The organism is Paraburkholderia fungorum, from assembly GCF_003610895.1.
In the GTDB taxonomy this organism is placed as follows: Bacteria; Pseudomonadota; Gammaproteobacteria; order Burkholderiales; family Burkholderiaceae; genus Paraburkholderia; species Paraburkholderia fungorum_B.
In genome coordinates, this window is the sequence record NZ_MCAS01000008.1 from 41,245 (window position 1) to 61,685 (window position 20,441).

The following is a 20,441-nucleotide window of genomic DNA, read 5'->3' on the forward strand; positions in this document are numbered from 1 at the left end:
TTGCCTCGCGAAGCGCGTAAAACCTCGCGCTGCGCGAACTTAACTGTCTGGTCCGCGCAAACACCAGGGGTTTATCTACGATTTTCCGCTCTCAGGAAAGACACTTCGCACTACTCCGCACGCAGCGTATAGAACACATCTGAATCAATTCCGGCACACCTCGGACGGCCCCCGACAACGCGCCTACGAAGGCTATTTCATCTCCGGGACATCTGCGGCAAAGCGATGCTCATCAGGCGCTAACCCAATCCGATCAAGGACTTGGCTCGAATAAAAATCCCCTTCGACCAGGCCGTGCCTTAAACAGGCGTTGTGCAGAATTGAAACAAAAACCCGCGTTTGGCTTCGCGCGCCGCTAAGGCTTGGTTCGCTGCGCCGCACCAGCACTGGTTTTCCCTACAGTTGGCACACTCCTCGCTAAAGGAGATGCGCAACACCGCGTCACCGCAACGTGATTCACAACAAAGGCGGCGGCGCATCAGGCCAATACGGGGCCGTTCCTGTTCATCTCGTCGCTGCTCGCCAGGCAGCAGGTAGTCAATTCAGGGATGCAGGCATCGGATCAAAGACACGAAACCACGCAACGCGTGGCTTCAGCGAGGACCGATCATGTTGACACTTCAATCAGATCTGCACGGTAACCATTTGCTCGGCGCGTTGCCGTCCCACGAATGGCAAGCGCTTGCCCCTCATCTCGAACTGGTTCATCTGCGTACCGAACAACTGCTGTGCGATTCGGGTCAGCGCATCCATCACGTCTATTTCCCGACCACCGCAATCATCTCGATGCTCTCGACGATGGAAGACGGCAGCTCGGTCGAAATCGCCGCGGTCGGCCGCGAAGGCATGACCGGCGTGCCGGTGCTCACGGGCGGCGAAACCATGCCGAACCGTGTGCAGGTGCAATGCGCCGGCTTCGCTTACCGGATGAGCGCACAGGCGCTCAAGCAGCAATTCGCACGCTCCGATTTCCTGCGCCGCCTGATGCTGCTGTACATGCACGCCCTGCTCACCCAGGTCGCGCAGACCGCTGCCTGCAATCGCCACCACGCATTGAACAAGCAACTGTGCCGCTGGTTGCTGATCGAAGTGGATCGCGTGGCATCGAACGACCTGACGGTCACCCAGCAACTGATCGCCGACATGCTCGGCGTGCGCCGCGAAGGCATCACCGAAGCGGCCGGCAAGTTGCACGACGAAGGTCTGATTCACCACAGCCGCGGCCATATCAAGGTACTCGACCGCAAGGGTCTCGAAGCGCGCGCCTGCGAATGCTACGGCCTCGTCAAGCGCGAATTCGACCGCCTGCTGCCACGCCTTCGCCAGGCTGAAACCGTCGAGTAAGCAGCCCCCCAAGGCTGCATGGTCCGCTCACAGGATAGATCACTATGTTCAGGAATACTGCGCGATGTCTCGACGCACTCTTCGTGATTGCGGGCGGGTTAATCGCTCATTGGATGCGTTTTTCGACGCCGATTGCATTGTCTGACACCGAGCGTCTCCTGATCGCCTTTAACTGTGTGCTCGTGCTGCTGATGTTTCCCGGCTTCGGCGTCTACGAACCGTGGCGCGGCAAGGCGCTGCCTTCCATGCTGCTAAGAGTCGCCGCCGCGTGGCTGGTGGTGGTCGCCACCGCCCTCGTGCTGGCGTTCACCTTGCACCGCATGGATGCGGTTTCGCGGCTGTGGTTCGGCTACTCGACGCTGATCTCCGGTGCGCTGATCATCGTCACCAAGTGCCTCGCGCATGGGGCGTTGCGCAGCGTGCGCCGGCGCGGCATGAACTTCCGCACGGTCGCGATCGTCGGCGCGCCCGGTTTCTCGCGTACGTTGCTGGCGCATCTCGACCATGCGCCGCAAGCCGGCTTCAAGCCGGTCTGCGTCTTCGACACCAGCGACGCCGGCGACGCCGGCAACACCGGCGTTCAGGCGGCCAGCACGCATGGCGCGCGCGTGAATCGCCTGCCGGTGCTGACGGATCTGAACGCGTTCGCCGCCAAGGTGCGCGACGAGCGCGTGAACGAGGTGTGGCTTGCTTTACCGCTTTCCGAAGAACATACGATCTATCGTTTCACGCGCATTTTCAGGCATGACTTCGTGAATCTGCGCTTCATTCCCGATGTACGCAGCCTCTCGCTTTTCAATCACACGCTGGTCGATGTCGTCGGTTTACCCACACTCAATCTGAGCACAACACCCGTCCCGTCGCCGCAGATGTGGCCCAAGCTGATCTTCGACCGCCTGTTCGCGGCGGCCGCGCTGCTCGCGCTCGCGCCCGTGTTCGTCGTACTCGCGATCGGCATCAAGCTGAGCTCGCCGGGGCCGGTGTTCTTCCGGCAGATCCGCAAGGGCGTGGACGGCGAGCCGTTCGCGATCTACAAGTTCCGCTCGATGACAGTGCACCACGAAGCCCACGGCCAGCTCACGCAGGCCGCGCGCAACGACACCCGCGTGACGAAGCTCGGCGGCTTCATGCGCCGCACCAGCCTCGACGAATTGCCGCAATTTCTGAACGTGCTGCTCGGTCAGATGTCGGTGGTCGGTCCACGTCCTCATGCGGTCGAACACGACGATCTTTACAAGGATCAGGTGTACGGCTACATGAACCGCTACCGGATCAAGCCGGGCATCACCGGCTGGGCCCAGGTGAACGGCTATCGCGGCGCCACCACCAAGGTGGAAAAGATGGAGGCGCGCGTCAAGTTCGACCTCTTCTACATCCATAACTGGTCGTTCTGGTTCGACATGAAGATTGTGTTCATCACGATCTTCAAGGGCTTTGTCGGACGCAACGCCTTCTGAGCGTGCCGCAGCGGGAACGGCGCGTGAAAGTCTCCGTGATCGTGCCGACGTACCGGCGCACCGCCGACCTCGCCCGCTGCCTCGCGGCGCTTGACGCACAGGAGCGCCGCGCCGACGAAGTGATCGTAATCGTGCGCCATGACGATTACGCAACGCTCGACTGGCTGCGCACCTGCGAAGTGAACCGGCCCGACCCGCGCCGCTGGATCATGCTCGTGCACAAGCCGGGCGTGGTCGCGGCGTACAACCTCGGTATCGACAGCGCCGACGGCGACGTGCTCTGCTTCACCGGCGACGATGCCGCGCCTCATCCCGACTGGATCGAACGGATCGCCCGCGTGTTCGACAACGATCCGGCACTCGGCGGGCTGGGCGGACGCGATATCGCGCATGATCACAATGCCATGGCCCAGGGGCGGAAATTGCCGGTGGGTCTCGTGCGCTGGTATGGCCGGGCCATCGGCAATCACCATATCGGCTACGGCGCGGCACGCAAAGTCCAGGTGCTCAAGGGCGTCAACATGGCGTTTCGCCGTGACGCGATCGGCACGCTGCGTTTTGACACGCGCTTACGCGGCACCGGCGCGCAGGTTCACTGCGAGATGGCCTTCAGTCTGGAAATAGAACGGCGCGGCTGGACCCTGATCTACGACCCCGCGTTGCTGGTAGAGCACTTCCCGACCCGGCGCAGCGACGAAGACCCGCGCCTCGCCTTTAACGACGCCGCGTTCTATAACGCGTCATTCAATCTCCGGCTCATCATGTGCGAATACCTGACGCCGCCCGGCCGTTGGGCATTCGTCGTGTACTCGACGCTGATCGGCGATCGTACGGACCCAGGGTTCCTGCGCGCCTTGTCGCTGGCATTCGGGCGCGGCGGCATGGTGCTCGCGCTTCGCAAATGGCGAGTCGGTTTGCGCGCGATGCGCGGGGCGTGGCGAGAGGCGGCGCGATAGGTACGATGAGCGCGACGAGCACGCGAGGCGCGCTCACCCCGCTCAGCATCAGGCAAGCGCCGCGCTTATAGAAACGCGCTGACGTCGGTATGAAAGCGCAGCGCCAGCGCTTTCGCCACCTTTTTGCTAATGGCGCGCCGGCCGGCAAGAATATCGCTCACCACAGTAGGCGACGCGATACCGATCAGATCCTTTTGCTTGAGCCCGTGCGTCTCCAGCAGATGCCGCAGCACCTCACGCGGTTCTGCTTTCGGAATCGTCACGTTGCTCGCTTCCCAGCTTTCGATCAGGTCGCCGACGATCGCAAACAGATCGGCCAGCGGATCCTCCTCGTTGCCGTTCAGGTGATCGGAAAGCGCATTGGCGAGCCGCACCATCTTCTGGTAATCCTGCTCGTTTCGAATGGGTGTGATCGGCAACTGGGTTTGGAATGCAGCCCAGGTTTGAGCGATGTCGGGAAAGGTTCCCGGAAAGCGATCGGCATTCATGAGTTTAAATTCTTCCTCGTCCAAAGGTCGTATTGCGCGTGCGTCAGCACATGACGAACGAACAACGACTGCCTGTTGTAGTGAATCGCCGCGATGATCCGAAACCGGTTGCCGCCCACTTTGAAAACGGTGTACTGCGGCGGCACGTAGTCCACACCCGCGAACGTCTGCTTCAGGTCGTTATAGCCATACGCGAGACATGCCCGCGCCAGTGCGTACCACGTCAACAGTGCACTGCGCGCCTCCGGATGTCTCTTTATAAAGTCCAGCAACATCTTCTTTGAAATGACCCGCATCGAATTTCCTCGCATGGTTTCGCGCACCGAACATGCACGCTCTACCTGCGAAGCTAATGAGACGGGACCGGCACCGATAATCGGCCGGACGGCATAGGCCGAACAGCCGGATACGACGTACTGCGATACGACAAGGGTATTTTATTCGCATATTGCGAAGTTCTCAATATGCGAATAAACAGACAGTTTGCCCAGTTTCGTGGCCCACTCCCTGGCTCACTTCCTGGCCGCGATTCATGACCTTCCCCGAACTCACGCGCGCTGTGCCGCCGCTGCGCTCGAGTCGCTTTCGCCGGCGTCCCCAACTGCACCCTGACAAGTGTCAATCAGGTCACGCGATATCCCCGGTTGCCAGATCGCGCTCGATCCGCTCCCCTGCCACCCGCGACCGCCCGCCAGGCGCCGCGATCGTGCGCGTCACTTCGGCCATGAAGGCACGCCGGAAAACCGCCGCGGAAAACCGTTCGGCGTTCGCACGGCATGCCGCCGGCGTAATCCGCTCACGGTGCCGCTCAAAGCGGTTGATCGCGCCGAGCATCGACACAACCGTCTGGCATGCGAAATACACACCGGTAGGACGTGGGTCGCCAAGCGGCACCACCGTTTCAAGCGCCTCACCTTTGCCGAATGCAATGACCGGCGTTCCACACGCCTGCGCATCGAGTGCGGCAGTGCCGAAATCTTCTTCGGCGGCGAGTATGAAGGCGTGTGCGCGTTGCAGATGATCCTTGAGAACCTCGAACGGCTGATCGCCAAGGATCGTCACGTTCGGCCCGGCCTTGGCGCGGATCGCCGCCATCTGCGGCCCGTCGCCGATCACGATCAGCTTGCGGTGCGGCGTTGCGGTGAAGGTTTCTACGATCAGATCAATGCGCTTGTCAGGCGTCATTCGCGAGGCGGTCAGATAGAAATCGGCCTTCTGCAGGCACGGTTCGAACCTGTGCACGTCGACGGGAGGCGGAATCACCGCCGCATCGCGCCGGCAAGTTTTCATCACGTGCCGCGCGACGAAACCCGAACTCGCAATCAGACGATCCACACTATTCGCCGAATGCGAATCCCGGCTGCGCAGATAGTGAAGCCATGCACGCGCGATCCATGACGCCGGTCCGCGCGTCAGATTCGCATCGCGCAGGTACTCATGTTGCAAATCCCACACGTGGCGCATCGGCGAATGCACGTAGCTCACGTGTATCTGGGCGGGGCCGGCCAGCACGCTTCTCGCAGCTTCAGCGGAACTCGTGATGACGAGGTCGTAACCGGAAAGATCGAACTGTCTGATGAAACCCGGAAGCAACGGTAAATACGCGCGATAGCGGCGCCGCGCAAACGGCAGGTTCTGGATGAATGACGTCGTGACGGATTTGCCGTTCAAAAACCGGCGGTCTTCGAGAAAATCGACGAGACTGAAGAGATCGGCATCGGGAAAACACGCGATCATCTGTTCGAGCACCCTCCCGGCACCGCCGGGCGCGACGAGCCAGTCGTGCACGATCGCCACTCTCATGATTTCCCCACCTATAGATAAACGCCCCACGGCCATACCGACGAGTGTATGTGCCACATCATCGACCGTGCGTGCGTATGCCCACATTCGACGCGCGACAGTCGACGAATACCGAAGGCTCGCCATTCGCCTCTTGCGAATTGGAGGGGTTGGGGGTGCTGCGGGAGGGAGATGAAGGGCGAGCCCGCTGCTGCAGGCTCGCATAAAGTACAGAACAGGCTATAAAGCGGGCTACAAAAGCGCGGTAATCAGTTCTTGCTGTAGTCGATCGTCTCGACGCCCGTATCCGTGCCGAGCATGCACAGATTCGCGCCGCGGCCCGCGAACAGGCCCACCGTCACCACGCCCGGCCATGCGTTGATGTGCATTTCCAGCGTGCGCGGGTCGCTGATGCGCAGACCCTTGACGTCGATGATCTCGTTGCCGTTGTCGGTAATGAACGGCACACCTTCCCGCGTCACGCGCACCACCGGCACACCGCCGAGCGCCGTCACGCGGCGGCCGATCGCGGTACGCGCCATCGGCACGACTTCGATCGGCAGCGGGAAGTTGCCGAGCGTGTCGACCAGCTTGCTCGCGTCGGCTATGCAAACGAACACGTCCGACACCGAAGCGACGATTTTCTCGCGCGTCAGCGCGCCGCCGCCGCCCTTGATCATCGCGCCGCTGTGGTCGATTTCATCGGCACCGTCCACATACACCGGCAGCGAATCGATTTCGTTGAGGTCGAGCACCTTGAAACCGTGCGATTGCAGACGCGCGGTGGTGGCGAGCGAGCTCGACACCGCCCCGCGGTAGCGGGTCTTGCTGGCAGCCAGCGCGTCGATGAAGCAGTTCGCGGTGGAGCCGGTGCCGACGCCAATCACGGTGCCTTCCGGCACGTTGGCGTTCACATAGTCGGCGGCGGCCTGGCCGACCAGTTGCTTGAGTTCGTCTTGAGTCATGGGAAATGCTGGCGAGCGTAAAAAACGACAAGTTTACCGGAGTCGCGGGAGAGCGCTGGTTTTCGCTTACTTCCGCTTATTTCTTCACCGAGCGCTGCCGCACGGCTTCGAACAGGCACACGCCGCTTGCCACGGAAACGTTCAGGCTTTCGACCGGAAAGGCCCGTCCACGCTGACGCGCAGCCGGTTCTGCACGCTGCCATCGGAGTGTTCAAACGCAATTTTGGACACTTTTTGGACACTGAGACGGCAACTTTCAGCAAAAGCAGGAACAAATCGGGCACGGTTTCGTGGCAGGCGAAAGTCAGGCGCAAGGGGTTTCTCCTGCGCTCAAACACTTTCCCGACCAAGGCACTGGCGCAGGAATGGGCACGTGAGGTCGAAGCGGACATGGATACAGCCCGCCATCCGGTTAATAACAACGCCGAACACACGACGCTGGACGACATTCTAATCCGCTACCGGAATGAAGTGGTCCCGACGCATCGCGGGGCGAAGCACGAGCTACAACGCGTCAGCCAGCTTCTGCGCGAACCTATGAGCCAATGCACCTTGGCTGAACTGACGCCCGGCATTATCGCCTACTGGCGCGACGACCGGCTGCGCACCGTATCACCCGGCAGTGTGTTGCGCGAAATGACTATCCTGCGGCGCACAATCAAACGAGCCCGCAACGAGTGGGGAATTGATCTGCGCGAGTGCCCACTGTCCCGCGTCGCCAAGCCGAAGGACCGGCCGCACCGCGAGCGGCGCGTCAGCTCTGCCGAGGAAGCGCTGCTCTATGAAGGGTGCAGGAAAGCCCGCAATCCGTACCTGCAGCCCGCCATCGAGTTCGCGTTACAGACTGCTATGCGGCAGGGTGAAATCGTGTCGCTTGAATGGCGCAACGTTGATCTAGACCGCCGCACAGCCCGCCTTCCGATCACAAAGAACGGGCGCTCCCGCACAGTCCCGCTCTCGACTCGCGCCATTGAAATCCTGCTTTCACTCCCCGGCGGTCCTGACCAAATCCGACCTACTCCGCGAGTGACCGAAGAATACTTCGGTCAGCTCAAGGATAAGATCAATTGTGAGGGGCCATACTCCGCTAATGCCGCTGGCCGCACGACGTACTGACCACCATTCGCCAGCCCTCCATAACCAGCCATATTCACAACGCGGTGGCGACTCCGGTCAATCTACAAACCATCCATCTTGTGCAGCAACCGTTCCAACTGCGCGTGCTCGTTGTCCAGAAATCCCCGATGCTTGAACCTCAACCGCTGCCCACAAACCTGCGGGATAGTCCCCTGGAGCCGATAACACTCGTTCTATTACAAAGTCAGGGAAGGCCTTCCTGCGACGAGGCGGCACTGCAATGAGACTGCCGTCTGCGGTCGCCGCATAAGTTTCTCGAATTATGTCTAGGGCAGTCTCCCAAGGTAAATCGCCCGTCAATGCACAGTTAAGCGCCCACCTTTGTCGAAACTGAAGGACTTGCTGTATCGGTTCTTGACTCGACACAAGATGTCGAAGAAAGATGTCCTTTGCGAAAACAATCCCAGAGCCGGTCGCCACCAACCAAGCTTGTCTTGCGGACACAATGCTCTTCTCGAAAGGCACCTGTCTATCTGAACCGTTATGCATTACAGCGGCTCCCACCAAATCCAGCAGCCGAAGTGTCTGCGCATCAGTCAGCCCATCCAAGCTAGCCCACGTTTCTTCGTGCAGATCAAGCACGACAACGGTCGGCGCGAAAGCTCTGAACACCATGTGGAACAGTTCCAAATCACTGTTGGATCGAACCAATCTGAGTTGCCCCTTCCAATAGTCGACCTTCTTCGCCTGGGCTCTCGCGAAGCGAATTCTTTGAGACAAAGTATGTTGTCTATCGAACAGGTCGCAAGCCTTGTTTCGGCCGACTTTCGGAACATGGCTTAACCCGACTGCGGCAAGGACGATAGCTACTCGTTCGCCCCAAGCTTGACGCATTGTTTCGACCGCCAACTCCAACCCATTGATACTGGCCAAAGGCGCTGAGGTATCAGGCTGAATTGAGTTTGCGATCAACTCGCTAACCTCTCGCATCGTCGCGGAGAAAGCTAAGCGACGCCCTGAATCGCCCATTGTCGAGGTACCACGAGCTTCACGAAATCGACGAACTCCCTCTAGCAGTTGTTCCGCAATGTACTTACCCTTCGCGTAGACCCACAAGTTGTGGAACGCCAAAAACTGAGGAACAAGATAGAAGGCGTCAGAGTAGTTTATATAAGGAGGATTAATCGAATCCAAAATCGCATCCAAGCATCTTTGCTCCCTGCCCGGAGTTGACAATATTACGTCGTATCTCTGGGTTGCGACTATGTCACGCCAGTCGGCATCGCTGCATGCGTCGGGTTGCAACATCTGCTCAATCAGTTCGACTGGGGCTGCATCCAGCAGCGAGAAACTACGGCCCAAAACTGCCCATCGTATTGCAGGTCGATCCGTGAATAGTACGGCCGAATCAAGCCAGAGCGACTTCAATCTCTCGCGGCTGCAAGAAATCGAAAGGAACGCGATTGTGAGGCTGAGTACGTCCGACTTCGTGTCCTCGCGGCATACTAGCGAAAACGCAGAGTTCGAGACGATGTTTCCACCGCATGTATCGGGAATGCGGACCAACGATCCATCGGAATGACCGAAAACATCCGGCAGCAGCTTGCAGAAATTCTCGGGCAATGCAACGAATCTGGCGAGATCATCAACCGCCTTCGGCACTTGTGAGAAAACCCAATCCGACATTAGCATGGCCGTGAGGGTGATTGGATAACGCGTATCCTTGAGTCGCGCATCCTTCGCCAGCTCTTTGACCCGCTCGGCCAAATCCAGCAGTTCGCCCTTGCTGAAGCAACCGCAAAAAAACCTAACTACGTTCAGCCAATACGAATTTCGGGCAATAGCGTCGAAGCGATCCGGCTTTGTCCCTGGTCGCTCTCGCCCCGGCGGCGAGTAGGGTGCAGTGTTGTACAAATACCGAGCTGCGAAGTATTCGCGAAGTGGTTGTACTTCGAATTCGAAGGTCCCTTCGATCCGAGCGACGATCATAAATACTCGTTCAACTGTCGCGCCAAAGACCTCTTCCAACACTTCAATACCGTGTTGTTCTCTCTCCAAGTATTCTCGCAGGAGAGAATGGAGTGCGGTTGCCGAAATACGTCCGGCGGATTCCTGTTTATCCGTTTCCGCGTTTGAATGCAGCGTCCAGGCGAGGTAACCGTGGATGTTGCGTAGAAGGTCAGCATACTTGCGAACCGTTAGACTTTTCGATGCCTCACGGCTAAAGAAGAGGTCAACGTAATAATCGTAGAGAGTTGTACGTTTATCAGGCAGCGCGGCGCCTCGGGTATGGATGAGACTAAGCAAAATCGTTAGCTGCATCGGATTCCGCGCCAAATCCCGAAGATGTGGCTCCTCCAACCTCTCGTCCAGTATCTTCCGGAATTCTGCCTGCTCTCGCTTGTCCAGGTTTCGGGATGTCATCCACTTCTGAGCGTAAGTGTCTATCTGCTCCTTTTGCACCGAGCCCAGCTTCAAAGTTGGAAATCGCGTCACATCGAAGCCGGGGGAATTTGCGAACGCAGACGGTCGCGAAGTTACAATGATCCTAACCGCTGAGCAGGTCTCTTTCAGACGGTTTGTCGCTTTTGTGACCGCCGAGACAACCTCACCCCGTCGCTTTATTTCGGCGACCTCGTCAAGCCCGTCGAGCACGATCAACAACGGCGCTACTGCGGCGACTTCGAGAAGGTCATCCACGGAGAAAGCATGACCACCGCTCCGAGTCTCCACAAGATGTGCAAGAAAATTCTCAAGCGTCGGATGGCTTGGCACCGCCGACGCCGGATTAGACTGGGCAGACGGGCTCCCCCCCCCGATCCACGCGGCGAAGTCTCGCAAGTCCACCTTGAACGGCAGGCACAGCGGAGCCGTCTGATGTGCACGAGGGAGCGCGTTCAAATCCCCCGCCTTCTTTAACCAACGGATTCGATGTACTTGACAAAGATATTGTGCAAGCGTCGACTTTCCTTGCCCGGGTGCGCCCTCGACGACGATCTGACCAAGCGCGGAGGAATGGAACGTACGTAACAGCAGCGTGGCCGTGCCAACTGATGCGTCCCGAGCCGAACTCAACTCAAAATTCTTTGAATCAATGCGCGATACGGTCAGTGGAAGGGACGGGTCAACGAAGAGATCACTCAGAGATTCAAGTGTCGATCTAATCCTAACGTCAAACGGAAGATCGACAAAGAGATCGAGCAATTTGTTCTGCAACTCGACTTGTTTAAATTTAACATCTGTATCTTCCTCATACTGGTCCGCGAGGAATGCAGTGATTGCGGTTAGACGCCGTTGTTGGTTAGCTCCCAGTTGCGTTTCAAGCAATAGTCGCAAAAAATCTGTGCCAGTCAAGACTTGCGGATAGCGGAGCTTAATGTCCCAACATCCGTCCAGCCGCCTATTTATGTCGTCCCGCCACCAGCATGTGACTGGCAGCCCGATCAGGATCGAGAGTTCATTCTGCAGTTTGTCAATAGACCCAACATCGAGATGACTAGTCCCTTGGACATTAGTTATAAAGATATATCTTGTGGCGCCCCGCTCAATTAGCTCTTTGACCTTTTGAACTTCGCCCTTCGCTGACTCAAGAACCCAGTCGCGGGCATTTCCCCCCTCCTTCGGGTTCCTCGCAAACTTTACCTGGAAAACGCCGAACTCGACCTTCTCTTTATCCTCGCTACTTTGCAAAAGGACGGCATCCCGACCTCCGTCAGGTTGCCCGACAGGAAAGCATTTAAGGTCCGGGTATGCATGAAGTAACAGTACTTGGCAAAGTTGTTGAAACCCCTCTGGCCCTAAATTCTCAAGTGCGTGATCCATCTCGTCCCCGTGCGAAACGCGTTTTTCTCGGTTAATGACTGAAACAGTTGATTTAGTTCTTAATAATCTACAAACGAAAGGCGACGCGGCCTTGGACAGACATCTCCTAGCGCGCTGGTCCGAACGCGATAGAAGGTGAATCCAATAAATTGAATCACCGTCTGTCTAGAATTCTAGCGATTCGCAACGCAATACGTTCGGATTAAGCCTGCAAAACCGTGGCCGTGCCGATTGCTAACGCAGCAAAACTCGGCTTGCTGCGCGTATTGTTGCCAATATCCATCTTCGACATACACATTGCGATAGTTGCCGAATCGCTGGTCAATTGGTGGACACTCCGATAGCACTTGGCATCCGAAGTGTTTGATTCAGATGAACGTAAGCGGTTGATTTATCGGTGCTATTTCTTCACCGAGCGCTGCCGCACGGCTTCGAACAGGCACACGCCGCTTGCCACGGAAACGTTCAGGCTTTCGACCGTGCCCGCCATCGGAATCTGCATGACCACGTCGCACGTATCGCGCGTGAGGCGGCGCATGCCCTCGCCTTCGGCACCCATCACCAGTGCAACCGGACCGTCGAGTTCGGTCTCGTAGAGGCTCTTGGTGGCTTCGCCGGCGGTACCCACCACCCACACGCCCGCATCCTTCAACTCACGCAGCGCGCGTGCCAGATTCGTGACGGTGATGTACGGCACGGTATCGGCGGCGCCGCTTGCCACCTTCGCCGCGGTCGCATTCAAACCCACCGCGCGGTCACGCGGCGCGATCACCGCATGCGCACCGGCCGCATCCGCCACGCGCAGGCAAGCGCCGAGATTGTGCGGATCGGTCACGCCGTCCAGCACCAGAATCAACGGTGACCCGTTAATGCCGTCGAGCAGTTCGGCCAGGTTCTGCGCGAGCGGCATGTCGCCCGCGCGCGCGACCACGCCCTGATGGCGCTCGGTATGCGCAAGACCCCACAGACGCGTTTCGTCGGCGGCGATCAGGCGCACGCCGGCTTCTTTCGCCGCATGCAGGAATTCGGTCATGCGACGGTCTTTGCGCGTGGCGTCGTAGTAAACCTCTTCGACCGACGACGCGTCGTGCCGCATACGCGCGGTCACTGCGTGGAAACCGTATAGAACCTTGAGACGTGACATGACTGACAAACCTTTGATTGAGCGCGCCTTGAGACGCGCGCTGCTGTGATGAATACGAGCCTGCTTACTGTGTTGCCGGCGTATCTGCTGCGATACCTGACTTGATTGCGATGAAACGAAGACCGCGCGCACCCGGTACGTCTGAACGTACCCGATGCGCGCGGTTCAAGCCGTCATGCGACTTCAGCGCTTCTTGCGGGCCTGCGGTTTCGATGCCGGCTTGGCCGCGGCGCCGCCATGCTTTTTCGCCGCGCCGCGCGCCGCGCGTGCTTCCTTGACGGCAGCGGTTTGCGCCGGTGCAGCCTTCTTGCGCCGGCCACCTGCGCCGGCACCCGCACCGCCTGCTCCGCCGTCTACCGGCGGCAACGAGCGCACGCGAGCACCGCCGCTTTCACCGGAAGCCTTGTCGGCAAGCGCCGGACGGCCCGTTGGCGGTTTGATCGGCGTGTCGCGCACAAGGCGGAAGTCGATCTTGCGCGCATCGAGGTCGACACGGCTCACCTGCACCCGCACGCGGTCCGACAGGCGATAGCGAATACCGGTGCGCTCGCCGCGCAATTCGTTCTTGATCTCGTCGTACTGGAAGTAGTCCGAGCCCAGCTCCGTCACGTGCACGAGGCCTTCGATAAAGAGCGAGTCGAGCTGCACGAAAATGCCGAACGACGTCACGCCGTTGACCATGCCGCCGTACTCCTCACCGAGCTTGTCGCGCATGAAGTAGCACTTGAGCCAGGCTTCGACGTCACGCGACGCTTCGTCCGCGCGACGTTCGTTGGCCGAGCAATGCAAACCGAGTTCTTCCCAGATCGCCACGTTGTTCGCACGCTGGCGGCCGCGTTTTTCGTCGTCGGCCTGCTGCATCGCGCGGGCGCGCGGCGAGAGCGCCGTATTCAGCTCGACGCCCTGCGGCGGCTCCGGCTGATACTTGCGGCCCTGCAAAATCGCGTAGATCGCGCGGTGCGTGAGCAGGTCGGGATAGCGGCGAATCGGGCTCGTGAAGTGCGCATACGCCTCGTACGCGAGACCGAAGTGGCCGATGTTGTCCGGACTGTAGACCGCCTGTTGCATCGAGCGCAGCAGCATGGTCTGCAACATCTGCGCGTCCGGACGCTCGCGAATCTGCGCCATCAGCGCGGCGTAGTCGCTGGCGTGCGGTTTGTCGCCGCCGGCGAGCGTGAGGCCCATGCCGCGCAGGAAGGTGCGCAGATTTTCGAGCTTCTCGGCGGTCGGCCCGGCATGCACGCGGAACAGGCCCGGGTGCTTGTTGCGCTTGAGGAAGTCGGCCGCGCAGACGTTCGCGGCTAGCATGCATTCCTCGATCAGCTTGTGTGCGTCGTTGCGGGTGCGCGGAATGATCTGTTCGATCTTGCCCTGCGCATTGCAGACGATGTACGTTTCAGTCGTATCGAAGTCGATCGCGCCGCGCTTCTGGCGTGCGGCGAACAGCGACTTGTAGACGCCATACAGATTCTGCAGTTGCGGCAGCAAAGCGGCACGGCGCGCGGCTTCCGGACCCTTGGTGTTCTTGAGTACCGCGGCCACTTCCGTGTAGGTCAGGCGCGCGGCCGAGTTGATCACGCCCGGATAGAACTGGTAGGCCTTCACTTCGCCACGCGTGGTGACGATCATGTCGCACACCAGCACGCAACGGTCGACGTGCGGATTGAGCGAGCACAGTCCGTTCGACAGCTTTTCCGGCAGCATGGGAATCACGCGGCGCGGGAAGTACACCGAGGTGCTGCGCTCGAGCGCGTCGGCGTCGAGCCCGCTCTTCGGATGCACATAGTGCGAAACGTCCGCGATCGCGACGATCAGGCGGAAGCCTTCGCCGCGGCCGACCTGAACCGGTTCGCAATAGACCGCGTCGTCGAAGTCGCGGGCGTCTTCACCGTCGATCGTGACGAGCGGCACGTCACGCAGATCGATGCGATGACGCGCGTCGGCCGGGCGCACTTCGTCAGGCAGTTTGGCGGCTTCGTCTAGCGCGGCCTGGCTGAACTCGTGCGGCACACCGTACTTGCGCACCGCAATTTCGATTTCCATGCCGGGGTCGTCGATATCGCCGAGCACTTCCACCACGCGGCCGAGCGGCTGCGAATGACGGCTCGGGAAATCGGTGAGTTCGACCACCACCACCTGGCCGACCTTGGCCTTCTTGGTGTTCTGCGCGATCAGGATGTCGTGACCGATGCGCTTGTCTTCAGGCGCGACGATCAGCGCGCCGTTTTCGTTGAGCAGCCGCCCGATCACCCGCTTGTTGGCGCGATCCGTGACTTCGACGATATGCCCTTCCGGCCTGCCGCGGCGGTCGTAGCCGACGATGCGCGCCAGCACCCGGTCGTTATGCATGACCTTCTGCATCTCGCCGGTGGGCAGGAACAGGTCGTCCTGGCCGTCGTCGCGAATGAGAAAGCCGTAGCCGTCGCGATGCCCCTGTACGCGACCCGCGACAAAATTCGACGGATGGGTCAGCTGATAGAGATTGCGCTGATCGAGCCGGATCTGGCCGTCGCGCTCCATGGCGCCCAGGCGCTTGAAGAATCCTTCGCGCTCCTGGCGCTTGATCGACAGGGCTTCAGCGATGTCGTTCGCGGCCAGCGGCGCTTCACTCGTGCGCAGGACGCCCAGGATTTCTTCGCGGCTCGGGATCGGATACGGGAATTTGCTCAAGGGCTTATCGATGATTTTTTCTCGTTGCATGGACGTCGGTCGGCGATGTGGCTCGGCTTAAGAAGCGTTTGGGTTGCGCTTAAGTTGCACTTGCGATTGCACTGAAATGGCTGCTCGGGTCCGGCTCGTTCAAATCTGAGTCCGACGGGCGTGTGCACCGTGCCAACGAACTACTGCGAGGCATTCTAACACCCGTCTCGCGCGCCACGCGGCCCGTCAGTAATCGCTGCGAGCCGCATGCAGACTCGCTGCGGCGATGTTTAAGCGACTTTTGAGAAACGCTTGACAGCCTCGAATCTGTCGCTATAATGGCGTTCTTTGCTGTTCATCACCTGCCCAGGTGGCGAAATTGGTAGACGCACTAGGTTCAGGTCCTAGCGGTGGCAACACTGTGGAGGTTCGAGTCCTCTCTTGGGCACCAGATTCAAAAGTAAAGCCGCCTGATGTTTCGCATCGGCGGCTTTACTTTTCGTGTGAGGCTACGTGATCCGGTTCTGGTTTTTCGAGCGGATGACGTAGTTAGCAGGACGGTTGGGTCGGCGTGAGTCGGCTGTCGTCGAGCAGTGGAGTTTTGCTCTGCTGCGCGGCACAACCGGGCGGTTGATGAAGCGATAGTTTGTTTGCATGTAGGGATTGACACGCTGCATCATCACGCTAAAATATCGGTCTAGCTTGAAGACGTGCCCAGGTGGCGGAATTGGTAGACGCACTAGGTTCAGGTCCTAGCGGTGGCAACACCGTGGAGGTTCGAGTCCTCTCCTGGGCACCAATAGTTGTTCCGGCGTAGTTTCAACATATGCCGATGTAGTTCGAGAAACCCCGTAAGATTAATTGTCTTACGGGGTTTTTTGTTTGTGCGGCGGTTTTTCGCTCCGCTGTGACGTCGGCGATTTTTGCGTCGGCCAGATTCAGGGGCAAGGCCATGCGCAGACGCGTTGAGTTGGCGTTGGCGTTCCGCGCTGCCAAAGCATGTGCCCGCTCCTACCTTCTCACGAATGGAAACGGGCTCGCCCTGAGGGTTCGGCCGAGCGATACCAGGACCTGGGTCCTCCACTACCGACAACCGAGCACGGGCCAGGAGAACCTCCTAAGCCTCGGCCTCTACCCCGATATCACACCCGTCGATACGCAAGTCGGCCACTACCGCGCGCAATCTCGCACACGAAGGCATCGATCCGGAATCAATCTCACACAATACGAATGACCTTCCCCGGATTCATGACGTTGCCGGGATCGAAAGCCCGCTTGATCGCGCGCATCATTTCGATGTCAATTGCAGGTTTGAATCTTTCGAGTTCCTCGACATGCATCATGCCGATGCCATGCTCCGCGCTGATACTGCCCCCCAGGTCGATGCTCACCTGATGAACGACCAAGTTGGCTTCCGCCGCGGCGCGCTCCCTGGTGAACTCGGTCGCATAAAATTTCCGATCGAGAATAACGACGACGTGAATATTTCCATCGCCGATATGTCCGCAGTGGACAACTCGACATGCCGGGATATGTTCTTCCAGACGTTGTGTGACTGTATCGATAAATTCCGGCAGTCGCGAAATCGGAACCGAGGTGTCATTGGCAACCGAAAAGCCGGCGTGAATATTGGATTCGGAAACGGTGTGCCGTAACTCCCAGATTCGTTGAGCTTTGGCGTCGTTGTTGGCAATCACGGCGTCGAGCACCCATTCTTTTTCCATTGCTTCGCCTAGCACCAATTCCAGGTACTGCTCCGAATCAAAGTCGGACTTGCTATCGCCGAGTTCGATCATGACAAACCAGGGTGCCTCTAGTGGCATCGGACACTGCCGGTTCGCGGGATGCTGGAGAACAACCTCCAGTTGTCCCCGTGACATCAACTCAAAGCTTTCCACACAATTTCCAACCCTCTCGTGGAACAGGCTCAGAAGTTGGACCGCCGCCCGAACGTCCGGCAAGGACACCATCGCGGTGCCCGACCTCCTGATTCTTGGAACGAGCTTCAGCGTCGCCGCGGTCACAATACCTAATGTTCCTTCCGCGCCGATGAAAATCTGTTTGAGATCGTATCCGGAGTTGTCTTTCCTGAGCGTTTTAAGGCCGTTCCATACCCGACCATCAGGAAGTACGACCTCAAGACCTAAAACAAGATCGCGCATATTTCCGTAACGCAAGACCCCTGTGCCTCCCGCGTTGGTCGAGATCAAGCCCCCGACTTCGCAACTGCCAGCGGAGCCTAACAGCAGCGGAAATTGCCTGCCCTTCTCCTCGGCTGCCTCACGCAGATTGCTGAGGATGCAGCCCGCCTCCGCAGTCAGCGAGTTATTGACGACGTCGACTTCCCGAATCTGGTCCATTCGCGACATGTTGACGATGATGGATGCCCCGTCGCCCAGACCGACTGCACCACCCGTCAAGCCAGTATTGCCACCTTGAGGCACCACGGCAATACCCTGTTCGTTGCACAGTCTTACCGTCTCGCTCACGTGCGAGATTTCTTTCGGGAAAACAACCGCGACGGCATTGCCGCGATAACGACCGCGCCAGTCGGTCAAATACGTGGACATGTCCTCGGTGTCGGACAACACCCGCATATCTCCGATGTTGACCAGCTTGAGCAATACTTCGGTATGCAAATTTTTCATCTCTAACTCACTCACAGCTTGACGACAGGCGTTTGATGTCGGCTTATAACCGACGAGATTGACCGCGTTCGGTGGTCTGAAACGCGGCGCAAGGCAACGGTTCAGCGCATGTAGCCATGTCGCTCGTTGTCATCCAGTCTCCTGGATCCGCCCGCGCAAACGTTGGATTTGGCGATTCGCATCGCCGCGTCGAAGTCCTCATGCGTGGCGACGTGACGATGATCGACGCTAACCAGCCAACCGCTCCCGCTTTGACACCAGCGTATTCTTCGCTCGTCGAGCAATACCGAAAACCAGCGCCAGAGTGCGGCATCCTCCACGTTTGCATCACGTTGCGCCACATACCGCGCAGCGAGCATTCGTTCGGCAAAATCAGGCGTGAGTGTCTCCAGCACGTGTTTCCTGGTCTTCATGGTTCCGGTAGCCGTCTCTACAACAAGAACTTCTGCGGCAAGAACGGGCGCAAGTTGGTCCGCTTATTCGTCAGTTGAGCCTTCGCGCGTTCAAATTCCCAGCGCCCGGCTGCCAGCCTGGCGGATAGGCGAACGGATAGTTCGCTTCGATTGCGCAAGCGAGTCGCAACGCGACGTCCTCCCGAAATGCCGGCGACGTGACGTGAATGCCAATAGGAAGGCCCGTTGACGACACGCCAGAGGGAACGCTGATAGCGGGACACCAGGGGACCCAGTTAAAAACGGACGTCATGTCCAGGCCTCGTTTGCGCCCATCTTCCGTCGCCGCGTGATAAGCCGCGTCGTCTTCTTCGACCCCTACCGCCGGCCGGGTCATCGTAGGGCTGATCATCGCGTCGTAGGTTGCGAACACGTCCACCAGTACGGACCACTGACGTTTGCGAATGACGTCGAGTCGTTTGATCGAGACCGCGTCGTATGAGCGCCCCTTTGCCACGACTTCAACGAGCCGCGGATCCGCCGCCGCGCCGAGCCGGTCCAGATGCTCTCCATAGAACGCCGACAGATACACATGCCAATGACGCACCCAACCGTCTGCGATTGATCGGTCCCAGCCTAGTTCGACAGGTGTAACGATGGCCCCCGCTCGCGTCAACTTCTCCGCGACCTGTTCGCAGCGGTCCACGACTTCCCGCTCCACCTCAAAGAAACCAAGGTCCATGCTCAGCGCAATGCGCATGCCCTCGACGCCCGCTTCGATGTCCAGTCGCGGCAGCGCTGGAACGTACGACGAAGGATCGCGGTCGGTTGGACCGCACACATGAGGGAGCGCCGCCGCAAGATCGGCAACCGTGCGGGTCAGCAGACCATGGTGCTGAATATCGTCAATCATGGATGGCTGATCTTCGATCGGAATTCTCCCGAAGGCAGGCTTCAATCCCACGATGCCCGTGCAGGACGCGGGAATTCGAACCGAGCCCCCCATGTCCGTTCCCTCCGCAATGGCGACACAGCCCGTCGAGACCGCCACCGCGGACCCGCCCGAGGAGCCACCCGGCGTTTTATCCGGATTCCACGGATTGCGTGTGACACCATGCAACGCGCTATCGCAAAAGCTGCTGGATGCGAATTCCGACAACGTAGTCTTGCCGACAATGATCGCATCACACTGCCTGAACCGTTCCACAACGACCGCATCCTCGAGCGAGACCTCGCGTTCGAAAGCGAATGATCCGAACCGGTTTCCTAGTTGCCGAACGGGCGTGCAATCCTTGATCGCGACCGGCACACCGGCCAACGGTCCAAGCAATTCGCCACGGGCTCTACGCCGATCAAGTTCCGCTGCGCTACGACGTGCGCCGTGAAAATCGATCTCGGCAAAACAATTGAGACTTTGCTGCACCTGAACCGAGCGCGCCAAAGACGCCTCCACGACCTCGGCCGCTGTTACTGTTCCACGCCGGACCGCGTCGGCGAGTTCCCTGACCGACGACCAGGGTCCAAATTCCACACTCATTGGTTTTCCTTCAACGCATCAGGCTAAACAGTCGACATCTACAAAAAATCGCTTGAAGAAACGTTTCTTCATTGAAGTCTGGCTTAGCATCGCCATTCTGTCAAGGTACTGCGAACGCACTTTCCCTTGTTGCGCGTGTCGGCAGAGGAATCGAGGCAGACCAGCAGAATCGATCAGCTACAATGACTT

General features: G+C 59.0%; 15 protein-coding genes, 2 tRNA genes and 1 pseudogene. 7 read left to right on the forward strand and 11 right to left on the reverse strand.

The features are described from left to right. Nucleotides 1-609 precede the first annotated feature (609 nt). The 3 genes from BCY88_RS09450 to BCY88_RS09460 are packed head-to-tail and all read left to right on the forward strand — an operon-like array spanning nt 610 to nt 3,757. Nucleotides 610-1,344: a Crp/Fnr family transcriptional regulator gene (locus BCY88_RS09450; protein ID WP_006048767.1), complete on the forward strand. Its 735-nt coding sequence runs from the start codon at nt 610-612 to the stop codon at nt 1,342-1,344. A 44-nt stretch (nt 1,345-1,388) separates the two neighbouring features. Further along, nucleotides 1,389-2,801 carry an undecaprenyl-phosphate glucose phosphotransferase gene (locus BCY88_RS09455; RefSeq protein ID WP_120344006.1) on the forward strand — a complete coding sequence of 471 codons (1,413 nt, stop codon included), beginning with the start codon at nt 1,389-1,391 and terminating at the stop codon, nt 2,799-2,801. A 2-nt stretch (nt 2,802-2,803) separates the two neighbouring features. After that, entirely contained in the window at nt 2,804-3,757 is a 954-nt protein-coding gene (locus BCY88_RS09460) for a glycosyltransferase family 2 protein (protein WP_120344007.1), read from the forward strand. Between the two features lie 65 nt (nt 3,758-3,822). Here the strand turns inward: BCY88_RS09460 and BCY88_RS09465 are convergent, their stop codons facing one another. The 5 genes and pseudogenes from BCY88_RS09465 to BCY88_RS09485 all read right to left on the reverse strand — a co-directional run. Then, nucleotides 3,823-4,245, reverse strand: a complete 423-nt coding sequence (locus BCY88_RS09465; RefSeq protein WP_120344008.1) for a helix-turn-helix domain-containing protein — start codon at nt 4,243-4,245, stop codon at nt 3,823-3,825. Beyond that, the gene (locus BCY88_RS09470; RefSeq protein WP_120344009.1) at nt 4,242-4,541 is read right to left on the reverse strand and encodes a type II toxin-antitoxin system HigB family toxin; all 300 of its coding nucleotides are present in this window, start codon (nt 4,539-4,541) and stop codon (nt 4,242-4,244) included. Before BCY88_RS09470 ends, BCY88_RS09465 begins: the two co-directional genes overlap by 4 nt. Nucleotides 4,542-4,872: 331 nt before the next feature. After that, nucleotides 4,873-6,048 (reverse strand): glycosyltransferase, encoded by a 1,176-nt coding sequence (locus tag BCY88_RS09475; protein WP_120344010.1) that lies wholly within the window; start codon nt 6,046-6,048, stop codon nt 4,873-4,875. 248 nt (nt 6,049-6,296) lie between these two features. Continuing rightward, the gene (gene rpiA, locus BCY88_RS09480; RefSeq protein ID WP_120344011.1) at nt 6,297-6,992 is read right to left on the reverse strand and encodes a ribose-5-phosphate isomerase RpiA; all 696 of its coding nucleotides are present in this window, start codon (nt 6,990-6,992) and stop codon (nt 6,297-6,299) included. Between the two features lie 76 nt (nt 6,993-7,068). Further along, a pseudogene (locus BCY88_RS09485) lies at nt 7,069-7,146 on the reverse strand (23S rRNA (guanosine(2251)-2'-O)-methyltransferase RlmB); the annotation flags it as partial. Nucleotides 7,147-7,226: 80 nt separating this feature from the next. On the opposite strand from BCY88_RS09485, the gene BCY88_RS09490 reads away from it, so the two are divergent. Next, nucleotides 7,227-8,108 (forward strand): integrase, encoded by an 882-nt coding sequence (locus BCY88_RS09490; protein ID WP_120344012.1) that lies wholly within the window; start codon nt 7,227-7,229, stop codon nt 8,106-8,108. A 57-nt stretch (nt 8,109-8,165) separates the two neighbouring features. Here the strand turns inward: BCY88_RS09490 and BCY88_RS09495 are convergent, their stop codons facing one another. The 3 genes from BCY88_RS09495 to rnr form a co-directional block, all read right to left on the reverse strand. Next, a complete protein-coding gene (locus BCY88_RS09495) occupies nt 8,166-11,891 on the reverse strand; it encodes an NACHT domain-containing protein (protein ID WP_120344013.1) in 3,726 nt (1,241 codons plus the stop codon). A gap of 400 nt (nt 11,892-12,291) precedes the next feature. Next, nucleotides 12,292-13,035: a 23S rRNA (guanosine(2251)-2'-O)-methyltransferase RlmB gene (rlmB, locus tag BCY88_RS09500; protein WP_028198144.1), complete on the reverse strand. Its 744-nt coding sequence runs from the start codon at nt 13,033-13,035 to the stop codon at nt 12,292-12,294. Nucleotides 13,036-13,218: 183 nt separating this feature from the next. Continuing rightward, complete coding sequence (gene rnr / locus BCY88_RS09505; RefSeq protein ID WP_120344014.1) at nt 13,219-15,735, reverse strand: ribonuclease R; 2,517 nt, start codon at nt 15,733-15,735, stop codon at nt 13,219-13,221. Nucleotides 15,736-16,039: 304 nt separating this feature from the next. Here rnr and BCY88_RS09510 point away from each other — a divergent pair. From BCY88_RS09510 to BCY88_RS40800, 3 genes are all read left to right on the forward strand, one after another. Beyond that, nucleotides 16,040-16,126, forward strand: a tRNA-Leu gene (locus BCY88_RS09510). A 261-nt stretch (nt 16,127-16,387) separates the two neighbouring features. Next, a tRNA-Leu gene (locus BCY88_RS09515) sits at nt 16,388-16,474 on the forward strand. Nucleotides 16,475-16,627: 153 nt separating this feature from the next. Further along, nucleotides 16,628-16,909, forward strand: coding sequence for an Arm DNA-binding domain-containing protein (locus BCY88_RS40800; protein WP_259461297.1), 282 nt, complete (start codon nt 16,628-16,630; stop codon nt 16,907-16,909). Here BCY88_RS40800 and BCY88_RS09525 read toward each other — a convergent pair. From BCY88_RS09525 to BCY88_RS09535, 3 genes are all read right to left on the reverse strand, one after another. After that, nucleotides 16,893-18,323: an FAD-binding oxidoreductase gene (locus BCY88_RS09525; protein WP_259461298.1), complete on the reverse strand. Its 1,431-nt coding sequence runs from the start codon at nt 18,321-18,323 to the stop codon at nt 16,893-16,895. The genes BCY88_RS40800 and BCY88_RS09525 overlap by 17 nt on opposite strands. Nucleotides 18,324-18,424: 101 nt before the next feature. Further along, a complete protein-coding gene (locus BCY88_RS09530; protein WP_259461299.1) occupies nt 18,425-18,718 on the reverse strand; it encodes a hypothetical protein in 294 nt (97 codons plus the stop codon). A gap of 88 nt (nt 18,719-18,806) precedes the next feature. Then, nucleotides 18,807-20,252, reverse strand: a complete 1,446-nt coding sequence (locus BCY88_RS09535) for an amidase (protein ID WP_120344015.1) — start codon at nt 20,250-20,252, stop codon at nt 18,807-18,809. Nucleotides 20,253-20,441 lie beyond the last annotated feature (189 nt).